General features: G+C 43.1%; 9 protein-coding genes. 7 read left to right on the top strand and 2 right to left on the bottom strand.

All coding sequences use genetic code 11. From position 1 onward, the window contains the following. Positions 1–37 precede the first annotated feature (37 nt). The 5 genes from G573_RS0104635 (at position 38) to G573_RS0104610 (ending at position 6,095) form a co-directional block, all read left to right on the top strand. The gene (locus G573_RS0104635) at positions 38–262 is read left to right on the top strand and encodes a redoxin NrdH (protein ID WP_027975613.1); all 225 of its coding nucleotides are present in this window, start codon (positions 38–40) and stop codon (positions 260–262) included. A gap of 326 nt (positions 263–588) precedes the next feature. After that, positions 589–2,748: a class 1b ribonucleoside-diphosphate reductase subunit alpha gene (gene nrdE, locus G573_RS10905; RefSeq protein WP_037586756.1), complete on the top strand. Its 2,160-nt coding sequence runs from the start codon at positions 589–591 to the stop codon at positions 2,746–2,748. A 25-nt stretch (positions 2,749–2,773) separates the two neighbouring features. Then, positions 2,774–3,154: a hypothetical protein gene (locus tag G573_RS0104620; RefSeq protein WP_027975612.1), complete on the top strand. Its 381-nt coding sequence runs from the start codon at positions 2,774–2,776 to the stop codon at positions 3,152–3,154. 22 nt (positions 3,155–3,176) lie between these two features. Next, positions 3,177–4,136, top strand: coding sequence for a class 1b ribonucleoside-diphosphate reductase subunit beta (gene nrdF, locus G573_RS0104615; protein WP_027975611.1), 960 nt, complete (start codon positions 3,177–3,179; stop codon positions 4,134–4,136). A 207-nt stretch (positions 4,137–4,343) separates the two neighbouring features. Continuing rightward, entirely contained in the window at positions 4,344–6,095 is a 1,752-nt protein-coding gene (locus G573_RS0104610; RefSeq protein ID WP_027975610.1) for a sensor histidine kinase, read from the top strand. 165 nt (positions 6,096–6,260) lie between these two features. On the opposite strand, the gene ldcB is transcribed toward G573_RS0104610, so the two are convergent. Further along, entirely contained in the window at positions 6,261–8,873 is a 2,613-nt protein-coding gene (ldcB, locus tag G573_RS0104605; protein ID WP_027975609.1) for an LD-carboxypeptidase LdcB/DacB, read from the bottom strand. 311 nt (positions 8,874–9,184) lie between these two features. On the opposite strand from ldcB, the gene G573_RS0104600 reads away from it, so the two are divergent. Both G573_RS0104600 and G573_RS0104595 read left to right on the top strand, forming a co-directional pair. Next, positions 9,185–9,907, top strand: a complete 723-nt coding sequence (locus G573_RS0104600; RefSeq protein WP_027975608.1) for a LytR/AlgR family response regulator transcription factor — start codon at positions 9,185–9,187, stop codon at positions 9,905–9,907. Between the two features lie 175 nt (positions 9,908–10,082). Beyond that, a complete protein-coding gene (locus G573_RS0104595) occupies positions 10,083–11,567 on the top strand; it encodes a carbon starvation CstA family protein (RefSeq protein ID WP_027975607.1) in 1,485 nt (494 codons plus the stop codon). A gap of 83 nt (positions 11,568–11,650) precedes the next feature. Here G573_RS0104595 and ribH read toward each other — a convergent pair whose 3' ends face one another. After that, positions 11,651–12,124 carry a 6,7-dimethyl-8-ribityllumazine synthase gene (ribH, locus tag G573_RS0104590; RefSeq protein ID WP_027975606.1) on the bottom strand — a complete coding sequence of 158 codons (474 nt, stop codon included), beginning with the start codon at positions 12,122–12,124 and terminating at the stop codon, positions 11,651–11,653. Positions 12,125–12,134: the final 10 nt, after the last annotated feature.

The raw sequence follows: 12,134 nt of genomic DNA, 5'->3' as shown, positions 1-12,134 counted from the left end.
CAACTTATAAAAAAAGTAAAAATTTTAGGAGGAGAAAATGGCTAAAATAACTGTTTTTTCAAAAAATAACTGCATGCAATGCAAGATGACTAAGAAATTTCTGGAACAAAATAATATTGACTTCCAAGAAATTAATATTGATGAACAGCCGGACAAAATCGACTATGTGAAAAGCTTAGGATTTACCGCTGCTCCTGTTATCGAAGCGGGCGATATTGTCTTTTCAGGCTTCCAGCCTGCTAAATTAAAAGCTCTTATCTAAGGATTTCAAGCTATCAGAGCTGTCTGCTGTCAATATCTAAAGCAGATAAGCAAAAAATAAGACAAAAAAGTTTTGCAAAACGACTTGCCGCTCACTAAGAGCGCAGCAGCTGATTGAAGGATGGGCCTTTCGAAATTTTCAGGCTCATGCCTTAATCAAATCCGATCAAGTCTTTAGGTACAAAAAAGCTAAGATTTCACAATTTTCTGACAGGGAATTTATCCTTGATCACTCAGCTGCTCTATGTACAAAAATAGGAAGGTCAGGATGTTTACCTGTTTTCTTCCAGCAATATGATGAAATTAGTAAGGAATAGGAACTTATAGATGAGTCTCAAAAATCTCGGCGATGTCTCTTACTTCCGCCTCAACAATGAAATTAACCGCCCTGTCGACGGACAGATTCCGCTTCATAAAGACAAGGAAGCCCTAAATGCTTTCTTTGCCGAAAATGTGCGTCCGAATACTAAAGCTTTTGACAGTATTACTGATAAGATTCGTTTTCTGATTGAAAATGATTATATCGAAGCAGGTTTTATCGCTAAATACAGACCCGAATTTATTGAGGAGCTGTCTCGAGCTCTTTATGACTATGATTTTCACTTTAAATCATTTATGGCAGCCTATAAATTCTATCAGCAGTATGCGCTTAAAACCAATGATGGCGAAGCTTATCTTGAAAGTATTGAAGACCGTGTTCTCTTTAATGCTCTCTATTTTGCTGACGGCAATGAAGAATTGGCAAAAGATCTGGCTATGGAAATGATTGCTCAGCGCTATCAGCCGGCGACACCAAGTTTTCTTAATGCCGGCCGCAGCCGCCGGGGTGAACTGGTTTCTTGTTTCCTTATTCAGGTAACCGATGACATGAATTCTATCGGCCGCTCTATCAACTCTGCTCTGCAGTTATCCCGTATCGGCGGCGGTGTGGGGATTTCTCTCAGCAATCTGCGCGAAGCCGGAGCTCCTATCAAGGGCTTTGACGGTGCAGCATCCGGGGTCGTTCCTGTCATGAAACTTTTTGAAGACAGCTTTTCTTACTCCAACCAATTAGGTCAGCGCCAAGGTGCGGGGGTTGTTTACCTCAATGTCTTTCATCCGGATATCATCGCCTTTCTTTCTACTAAAAAAGAAAATGCCGATGAGAAGGTCCGCGTCAAAACTCTGTCCCTCGGTGTTGTCATTCCGGATAAGTTTTATGAATTGGCCCGCAAGAATCAAGACATGTATCTCTTTAGCCCCTATTCTGTCGAACGTGAGTACGGTATTCCTTTCAATTATATAGATATTACGGAAAAATATGACGAATTGGCGGCCAATCCTAATATTATCAAAACCAAGATTCGTGCCCGCGATTTGGAAACGGAAATCTCCAAACTGCAGCAGGAATCAGGCTACCCTTATGTTGTCAATGTTGATACTGCCAACCGTGCCAATCCGATTGACGGCAAAATTGTCATGTCCAATCTCTGTTCGGAAATCCTGCAGGTTCAGACACCAAGTGAAATCAACGATGCTCAGGAATTTGTCAAAATGGGAACCGACATTTCATGTAACCTCGGTTCAACAAACATTGTCAATATGATGACTTCCCCCGACTTCGGCCGCTCCATCAAAGCTATGACACGTGCGCTTACTTTTGTGACAGACTCATCAAGCATTGAAGCTGTTCCAACTATCAAGCACGGCAATGCCCAAGCTCATACGTTCGGGCTCGGTGCCATGGGACTGCACTCCTACTTGGCACAGCACCACATTGAGTACGGCAGTCCGGAATCTATTGAATTTACCAATATCTATTTCATGCTCATGAATTACTGGACCTTGGTGGAATCCAATAACATTGCCCGCGAACGTAAGGAAACTTTTGTCGGTTTTGAAAAGTCAAAATACGCTGACGGCTCTTATTTTGATAAGTATGTCACTGGCCAATTCGTTCCGAAATCCGACCTTGTTAAGGAACTGTTTAAAGATCACTTCATCCCTCAGGCTGCTGACTGGCAGGCTCTGCGTCAGGCTGTTATGACAGATGGACTTTACCATCAAAATCGTTTAGCGGTTGCTCCAAACGGATCAATTTCCTATATCAATGATGTTTCTGCTTCTATTCACCCTATCACGCAGCGTATCGAAGAGCGTCAGGAAAAGAAAATCGGTAAGATTTACTATCCGGCAGCCGGTTTATCAACGGATACCATTCCTTATTACACATCAGCCTACGATATGGATATGCGAAAAGTTATTGATGTCTATGCTGCTGCGACTGAACATGTCGATCAAGGCTTATCGCTTACGCTCTTTATGCGCAGCGATATCCCTCAAGGCCTCTATGAATGGAAAACAGAGAGCAAGCAAACAACACGCGATCTGTCCATCCTTCGCAACTATGCCTTTAATAAAGGAATCAAGTCCATTTACTATATCCGCACTTTCACCGATGACGGTGATGAGATTGGTTCAAACCAATGTGAAAGCTGTGTGATTTAATTGAACAATGAAAGGAAGTGTACTTATGTGGATAAGAAATAGATATACTGGACCTGGCGGTGGTCTCTACACCGGACCTGGTGGTGGTCTCTACACCGGACCTGGTGGCGGTGCTTACACAGGACCTGGTGGTGGTCTCTATACTGGACCTGGTGGTGGCCTATATACCGGACCTGGTGGTGGCCTATATACTGGACCTGGTGGTGGCCTATATACTGGACCTGGTGGTGGCCTATATACCGGACCTGGTGGTGGTCTCTACACCGGACCTGGTGGTGGTCTCTACACCGGACCTGATAGTTCTCCGTACATGAGTAATATTCCTCCTTTAGATATCTTTATCAAAGAGCTTGAAAAGCGCAATTTACATGATTATGCAAATATTATAAAAACACATTTACAATAAGTTTTAGGAGAATTATTACATCATGACTACTTATTACAAAGCAATAAACTGGAATGCTATTGAAGATGTTATTGATAAATCAACTTGGGAAAAACTGACCGAACAATTTTGGCTGGATACGCGGATTCCGCTTTCCAACGACTTGGATGACTGGCGCAAGCTTTCAGCTCCTGAAAAAGATTTGGTTGGCAAAGTTTTTGGCGGCCTGACCCTGCTTGATACCCTGCAGTCCGAATCAGGTGTTGAAGCTCTGCGCCACGACGTGCGTACCGCTCATGAAGAGGCTGTTTTTAATAACATTCAATTCATGGAGTCTGTCCACGCCAAATCCTACTCATCCATCTTTTCAACCCTGAACACAAAATCAGAAATTGATGCTATTTTCGAGTGGACCAACAACAACGAATACCTGCAAAGAAAAGCTGAAATCATCAACGAAATCTATCTTAAAGGCAATCCTCTGGAAAAGAAAGTTGCCAGCGTCTTCCTTGAAACCTTCCTTTTTTATTCAGGTTTCTTCACACCGCTCTACTATCTGGGCAACAACAAGCTGGCTAACGTGGCTGAAATCATCAAGCTGATTATCCGTGACGAATCCGTTCACGGTACCTATATCGGTTATAAATTCCAGCTTGGTTTTAACGAACTGTCTGAAGAAGAACAGGATACATTCCGTGACTGGATGTATGACCTTCTCTACAAACTCTATGAAAACGAAGAAGGCTACACCGAAACACTTTATGACGGTGTCGGCTGGAGTGAGGAAGTGAAAACTTTCCTGCGCTACAATGCCAACAAGGCTCTGATGAATCTGGGGCAGGATCCGCTGTTCCCTGATACAGCCGATGATGTTAATCCGATCGTCATGAACGGTATTTCAACCGGAACCTCCAACCACGACTTCTTCAGTCAGGTCGGAAACGGCTATCTCCTCGGCACTGTTGAGTCCATGCAGGACGATGATTACAACTACGGTTTGTAAAAAGCCACAGGAGAAATAAGTTTAGCTGTAATATCTGAGACACCTCTATTAAGCCCAGCTTAGCTGCTGTTCAAACATAAGAAAAGCCAGAATTTCTGTTCTGGCTTTTTGTTTTTCTGCTCAGCCAAGACGCTTGTTTTTGACAAGGGACATTCATTTTTAGTTTTTGTGTTATAATGAAAAAGAATCTTTCAGCGGAGGCACGGTATGATTTTATTCTTGATTATGATGGAGCGGGCAGGCCTGATTATTTTGCTGGCCTATGCGTTTGTTCATGTTCCCTTTATCAAGCAAACGCTCAACCATCCTGAGGTTAAAAAGCATCAGCTGATTTTACTGCTCTTGTTTAGCTTTTTCGCCATTATTTCAAATTTTACCGGTGTGGAAATCCAATCGAATTTAGCCATCGTCAACCAAACTCTGGGCAAGATTGCCGAGCACTCTTCTGTTGCCAATACCCGGGTGCTGACAATCGGTGTGGCCGGCTTGATCGGAGGACCTGTAGTCGGCGTTTTCGTCGGTGCCATCTCGGTTTTATTTCGCTACTGGCAGGGCGGACTGGCTCCTTACATTTATATCATTTCATCACTCTTAATCGGGCTGTGCTCGGGCTTGCTGGGAAAATATTTCCGCAGGCAGCGGCCCATGGTTACAATCAGACAGGCCATGTTTGTCGGCATGTCCATGGAAGTTTTGCAGATGATCTGCATCTTGATTTTCAGCTCCGACTTTCATCAGTCTTGGGAATTGGTCCGCTTCATCGGGCTGCCCATGATTTTTGCCAATACGCTGGGGGTAGGTATTTTCATCTCAATCATCACCTCAACTCAGCAGCTGGAAGAACAGGCCAGAGCAGTCCAGACGCATGATGTCCTAAAACTGGCCAATGAAACCCTGCCTTATTTGCGGCAGGGGCTCAGTTTTCAGTCCTGTCAGCCGGTTGCCGAAATTATCCATCAATACATGCGGGTTGCGGCTGTCAGTCTGACTAACAGAGACACTATTTTAGCCTATGTCGGAGCGGGTGCCGATCACCATGTTCCCAATATTAAAATTTTGACAAAACTAGCCAAGCGAGCTATTGAAACAGGCAGCATCTGCATTGCCAAAGACCGCAGCGAAATCGAGTGCGATCACGAAGGCTGCACCCTCACCTCAGCTATTGTCATTCCTTTGAAAATTCAAAATGAAACGGTCGGAACGCTAAAGCTCTATTTTTCAGGAAACCACAAAATGAGCTATGTGGAACAGGAAGTCGCTGAAGGGTTGGGCAATATCTTTTCAACACAGCTGGCTCTGGGGCAGGCCGAAGCGGCCGCCCATCTGCTGCAGGATGCAGAAATGAAATCCCTTCAGGCTCAGGTCAATCCGCATTTCCTCTTTAATGCCTTAAACACTATTTTGGCCCTCATCCGCATGGACGGTGAAAAAGCCCGTCACCTCCTTAAAGAGCTCAGCAAATTTCTGCGGGGCAACCTGCAGGGAGCCCGCCAAAATGTCATTCCTTTAAGTCAGGAAATCATACAGGTCAATGCCTACCTTGCTTTGGAAGAAGCTCGATTCCCAGACAAGGTCCACTATCACATAATAGTTGATGAAAATCGAGACGGCAAAGTCTTGATTCCGCCTTTTACCTTGCAAGTATTGGTTGAAAATGCCTACAAGCACGCTTTTAAACAATCTAAGACCGACAATCATCTGCGTGTCTTGATTGAACGCAAGGAACAAATGCTTCACATTACCGTTGAGGACAATGGGCAGGGTATTCCAGCCGACAAGTTAAAAACGCTGGGCAAGGTTCAGCAGGAATCAGCCGAAGGTTCAGGCTCAGCCTTGGAAAACCTCTCCCGCCGTCTGACCCTCATCTACGGACACGAAGCCAGCCTTAGTTTTCAGTCATCACCCGACGGAACAAGCGTTTATGTTGCTGTTCCCTTAACAGAAGAGAAAGTCACATAATAATAGCCACCCGTTTTGAATAAGAATCATAAGCCCATAAAATAAGCCAGCGCCTAAAGACGCTGGCTTACACTTTGTTCAAACCTCATTGCTCTTAACTCGTTACTAGCTTCCCTTGCGAAATTTGATTGGAGACTTCAGCCAAATTCTTTTACAGCTACCTTATCAATTAATAGCAATGTAACGTCGATTACCGCTAAACGCAACATAAGAAATCCAAGTAAGACCATCGGAATTTACGACTTTATCATAATTAACAGTTTGTCCTGCATTATAATAGGCAATTTCTGGACTGGACTGCTTTGGCTCTGCCTTGACAGAAGAACGCTTTGTAAAACGATAGCTTCCTTGAGACGGGATAGTCGGTTCTACTGCTGCAGATTCTGCTTTATAACCGCCTCCTTCAAAGCCATAATATTCCTCTAAACTCAAACCAGACTGATAAATTTCCTTGGCTTCTTCCCCTATATAACGGATATGCCAAGCTTCAGGCATATAGCCTGTAACGGATTCCTTTCCTGGTTGGTAACGAACAACAAAGCCGTAATTGTGAGCATTATTTTTAAGCCAATTGCTTGCTGATTTATCTTCCAAAAGGTTACCCGATTTATCAGTCAAATCAAAGGTTAAGCCTGTTTGATGTTCACTGTAGCCCGGTCTTGCTGAATAGCGATCTGCAGCGGCCTTGCCATCACGGTTAACATAACTTTGATATAAATTTTTTTGATAATCATATGTCCTAAAACCACTATAAGATTTTCCAACATTGTAACCTTGGGCAATCATATCATCTCTGAGACGGATAAAAGCGGCTTTGGCCGTTGGGTTTTCACCAGGGTTATAACTAGCTGATAATGGATACTTTTTATTAACAATAACAATTTCATCATATTTGCCTTTAATGCTGTAATAAGAGCCATTATAGGTTACAGATTTTGATGTTGGAGATTCAACAGTCGTTTTAGTAGCCGCAACTCCTGCCATAGTCCCATCTTTTTGAACATAATAAAGATGGATATTGTACTCACCTCGATTATTTTTATGCTTGCCAATATTAACACTTACCTTGTAGGTATTATTAGACTGATGGGAAGCATCATACCAAACAATATCATCTTGCCCATTTTGCGTGGTCCAAACAGGAACTTTTACTGCCATCACTCCCTTGGTTGATGACACATTACTCACCACAACATTGAATCCTTGGGATGATCGGTTCTCAATAGTTAATTTACCAGTAACTTTATCTGCTGTTGTTTTCGTCGGCGAAATAGGATCCAGTTGAACATAGCGGCGAATACCACTATACGAGATATAGCTCAACCATTGGTATTTTTCTGCCTCTAACACCTTATCATAATTAATTTTTTCACCTTTTTCAAAAGTAAATTCAGTTCTAGCAGATAGTTTAGCCTGATTTTTGACATTAACTTGGTGTGTAAAAGTGTAAGAACCTTGAGAAGGAATAGCCATTGCATTTGGAGCTGCTATCTTCGTCTGAGCTGCAGCCACTCCTTGCACCCTGCCGCTCGGTTCAAGATAATAAAGATGAATGTGGTAAATTCCGCGTTCATTCTTATGGTTCCTGATATTAACAGCTAGTTTATAATTTCCATTGGCCTGTTTAACGCTATTATACCAGACAATATCATCTTGTCCGCTTTTATCAGTCCATACAGGAACCTTTACAGCCGTTATACCATTGCTGTCGGAAACATCAGTGATGAGAACATCAAATCCCTGACTTGTCTTGTTTTGAATATTAATTTTTCCTGAAACTTTAGAAGCTGTCGGCTTTTGCGGCTGAGCTTGTTCCAACTTATTAATAGCAGCATAGCGGCGGATACCGCTATAAGAGACATAGCTCAGCCATTGATAACCATCGTTTTCTAAAAGTCTGTCATAATTGACCTGATCTCCTTTATTAAAATAGAATTGAGTTGGAGCGGCTGTTCTTGCCTCATTTTTAACATTGGTCCGCACTGTGAAAGTATAGCGGCCTTGAGCCGGAATTTTTTTCACTGGTGATGGCTGAGGTTTCGCTGGTGTACTGGGAGCTTTTTGAGTCAGCTGATTAATCGCAGCATAACGCCGAGTTCCACTGTAAGAAACATAGCTCAGCCATTGATAACCATCTTGATTTAAAACGCGATCATAAAAAATCTTGTCACCTGCATTGGCATAAAATTGAATTGGAGCTGAAACCTTAGCTTCATTTTTGACTGGTGTGCGTTTCGTATAAACATAGTTTCCCTGACTAGGAAGCTGTTTTGTAGGAGCAGCTGCAGAAGCTTTATTAATATTAACAGCTCTAACAGTTTTTGCCGCTTGTTCTTGTCTCTTAATGTCAACTTGAGGAGAGACTACTGCTTGTTTGATTTGCTTAACTGCTTGATTAACTTGATTAGCATTAATTGGATCAGCAGCACGAGCTGTGGACGCTTGATTAGGTACCACTGGCTCTTGAGGCTGTTCATTATTAGCAGGGGCAGCATCTGAAATCTCAGCAGCGTTACTGCTGATATCAGTGTGGCTTGCTTCTGTTACCTGTTCTGATGAGACTGTTGCGGGTGCTGTACTTTGAGAGGTGGCCGATGCAGCAGTGTGGTCTTCTACAGTTTCAACTGTTGGTGAATTGACAGCTGTTTCTGTCTGCTCATCCGCAAAAGTCACACCACTAAGAAAAAGAAGAGAACCAATCAAAACGGAGGCAACTCCAATAGCATATTTCCGAATAGAAAACCGCTGTCTTTTAACAGCAAACATTTCTTTTTTCATTATTAATCACCCACTTTCTTTGTTACCATCTTTTAAGCATAAACAATTAGTTCATCTGGTATTAAAAATGAAAATATTTCTCCAAAACTTATTGTTACAATAATTTCTTTTTTGTTACGTTTTATTTACTAATATTGTACCACTTAATGACAGCGTTTTCAACAATCATCCTAAAGGTTATCCATTATACTTTAAGATCTTTTTTTTATGGACATTTCAGAACTCTGCTTCTCTCCCTTTTTCTATGTTATAATAAAACAGTTATCTGTAAGATTATATTATGTCTTATTCAAAAAGAAAGGACCTAACTCATGAAAGTATTGGTTGTTGACGATGAGCCTTTGGCGCGCAACGAGCTCATCTATCTGCTCCATAAATACGATGAACACCTATCCATCGAGGAAGCTGACGATATTCCTTCTGCTTTGGCTTTGCTGCTGCAAGAGCACTACGATGTTGCCTTTTTGGACATTCAGCTCAGGGAAGCTTCGGGTATGAGTTTGGCTGAGAGTATCAATAAAATGCCGGATCCGCCGATTATTATTTTTGCGACTGCTTATGATCAGTACGCCATTACAGCTTTTGAAAATAATGCCCGCGACTATCTGCTAAAACCCTATGAACCTGAACGCTTGAAAGCGGCTATGGACAAGGTCAGACAGAGCCTTAGGACAAGGACTGACGCAGCAAGTGAACACGCGCAGCCGCAAGCCTATCCTATCAGCGAAGAAGACCGCATTTATATGGTTCAGGCCGATGATATTATCATGATCGAAGCCCTGCAGGGCAAGACCATTATCCATACTAGCCAAAAGCAATACGAATCTCATGATTCTCTGGCCTATTGGCAGGGAAAACTCCCAGATGAGCAATTTGTCCGTGTTCATCGCTCCTACCTTGTCAATCTGCAAATGATTACGGTCGTTGAGCCTTGGTTCAATCAAACCCTGCGGCTCACCTTGGCTGACCGCCTAAAAGTGCCTGTCAGCCGGGCTAATGTTAAATCCTTAAAAGAACGCTTGGGTATCTCCTAAGTGTTCTTTTTTGCAGGAACATGCTGCTTATCTCCCTTATCTAACCATTCATATCCTAAATCAGGTCATTCATTTTGAAAACGGCTCAAATTCTCTTTTCATTGTTATAATAAAGCCATGTAAGCGTTTAAATTTTTAAAAATAAAAATCCTACATCGCTAAAGGAGGATTAGCCATGATAACATTTTTGGGAGGTATAGCACTGCTGATTGTCGGGTATTTTACCTACGGTGCTTATATTGAAAAGAATTTCCAAATTGACACGGAAAGAAAAACCCCAGCCGAGGCTTTGAGGGACGGATATGACTTTGTTCCCATGCCCAAATGGAAAAACGCCATGATTGAACTGCTCAATATTGCAGGAACCGGTCCTATCTTTGGGCCTATTATGGGAGCCTTGTACGGGCCTGTCGCTTATCTATGGATTATTCTGGGCTGTATCTTTGCAGGAGCCGTCCATGATTATATGATCGGGATGATTTCTTTGAGAAACAAAGGCGCTTTTCTGCCTGAACTGGCCAGCCGTTATCTGGGCAAATCCATGAAGCTGGTCATCAATCTCTTTTCCATGCTGCTGCTGATCCTGGTTGCAACGGTATTTGTTATCACACCGGCCAATCTGATTTTCAGCATTCTGCCAAAAGGCCTTATTGCACTGCCATGGATTGTGGGACTTATCTTTGTCTATTACTTGATTTCAACCGTACTGCCCATTGACCAGGCGCTCGGTAAAGTTTATCCTGTCTTTTGTGTCGTTTTGATGGCAAGTACGGCTGCCATTGCCTTTCGTCTGCTGACTGGCGGCTTTGACATGCCTAATCTGACGGTGGCTACTTTTAGAAACATGCACCCAACAGGACTGGCTATCTTCCCTGCCCTCTTCTTTACGATTTCCTGCGGAGCGATTTCCGGCTTCCATGCCACACAGGCACCGATGGTTTCTCGTACCACTATCAATGAACGCGAAGGCCGCTTTACGTTCTACGGCATGATGTTGGCTGAAGGTGTCATTGCCATGATTTGGGCTGCGGCTTCCATGAGCCTGTTTGATGGTAAAACACTGGCTCAATTAATCGCTGCCGGTACTGCTTCTGCCGTTGTTAACAAGGTTATGATTATGCTTTTAGGCAATATGGTCGGAACCATCGCTATCATTGGTGTTATTGTCCTGCCGGTTTCTTCAGGGCTGTCTGCTTTCAGAAGCTTACGAACTATCGTGGCAGATTATCTCCATATCAAACAAGACACGCTTCCTAAGATTTTCGCCGTTACCATTCCGCTCTATGTGATTTCCTTTATCCTAACAAAAGTAGATTTCAACTTACTCTGGCGCTACTTTAACTGGGCCAACCAAGTAACTGCCGTTATCGGATTGCTGGTTGCGACGCGCTATCTGGTCTTGAAACGCCGGAACTTCTGGGTTACCTTGATACCGGGCATCTTCATGCTTTATGCAGTGGTGGTCTATATTCTCAGTGAACCTCTTGGTTTTCATATGGGACTGTCAAGCCTGACCTATCTTTTAGGAGCACTGATTACAGCCGTTTTGACAGCACTCTTCTGGCATTCCGGACAAAAGCAGCTGCACCGCTTAGACCCCGAATCCTTCTTGCTGAATGACCAAAGGCCAATCAGTTATTACACCTCGCTGGATATGTAAGAATCAAACATACGAAAACAGAGTCAGAATCGTTTCTTTTGAATAACGATTTTGACTCTGTTTTTTTCTTGTAAATAGGTGAGCTAGGCTTTTTCGATCTGATCTGTCAGAGACATCATCTCAAGCAGGCTTTGAGCCGTGTCATAGCCCTTGTTGCCTGCTTTGGTGCCTGAGCGCTCAATCGCCTGTTCAATGTCCTCTGTTGTCAGTACCCCGAAAATTACAGGAATATCGCCTTCGAGATTAAGCTGGCCAACACCCTTAGCAACTTCGTTGCAGACCAGATCATAATGACTGGTTCCTCCTCGGATAACGCAGCCCAAGGTCAAAATGCCATCATACTGCTTGTTGCTTAAAAGTTTTTTAGCCAGATAGGGAATCTCAAAAGCTCCGGGCACCCAGTAAACATCAATAGCTGCTTTAGATAGCCCGTGGCGCTCTAAATTGTCCTTGGCTCCCGCCAGCAATTTTGAGGTAATAAATTCATTAAAGCGGGCAACAACGATGGCAACTTTCTTTTCCTCGGTAAAATGAAACTGTCCTTCGAATACTGTCATGTTTTCTCTC

It is taken from the genome of Streptococcus devriesei DSM 19639 (assembly GCF_000423725.1).
GTDB classification, from domain to species: Bacteria; Bacillota; Bacilli; order Lactobacillales; family Streptococcaceae; genus Streptococcus; species Streptococcus devriesei.
The sequence above is the reverse complement of the archived record's forward strand: the minus strand, read 5'-3'. Positions and strand labels throughout refer to the sequence as shown.

Bases quoted from the DNA above. Each gene is read 5' to 3' on its own strand.
- G573_RS0104635 (WP_027975613.1), top strand. From the start codon at position 38: ATGGCTAAAATAACTGTTTTTTCAAAAAATAACTGCATGCAATGCAAG.
- nrdE (WP_037586756.1), top strand. From the start codon at position 589: ATGAGTCTCAAAAATCTCGGCGATGTCTCTTACTTCCGCCTCAACAAT.
- G573_RS0104620 (WP_027975612.1), top strand. From the start codon at position 2,774: ATGTGGATAAGAAATAGATATACTGGACCTGGCGGTGGTCTCTACACC.
- nrdF (WP_027975611.1), top strand. From the start codon at position 3,177: ATGACTACTTATTACAAAGCAATAAACTGGAATGCTATTGAAGATGTT.
- G573_RS0104610 (WP_027975610.1), top strand. From the start codon at position 4,344: ATGATTTTATTCTTGATTATGATGGAGCGGGCAGGCCTGATTATTTTG.
- ldcB (WP_027975609.1), bottom strand. From the start codon at position 8,873: ATGAAAAAAGAAATGTTTGCTGTTAAAAGACAGCGGTTTTCTATTCGG.
- G573_RS0104600 (WP_027975608.1), top strand. From the start codon at position 9,185: ATGAAAGTATTGGTTGTTGACGATGAGCCTTTGGCGCGCAACGAGCTC.
- G573_RS0104595 (WP_027975607.1), top strand. From the start codon at position 10,083: ATGATAACATTTTTGGGAGGTATAGCACTGCTGATTGTCGGGTATTTT.
- ribH (WP_027975606.1), bottom strand. From the start codon at position 12,124: ATGACAGTATTCGAAGGACAGTTTCATTTTACCGAGGAAAAGAAAGTT.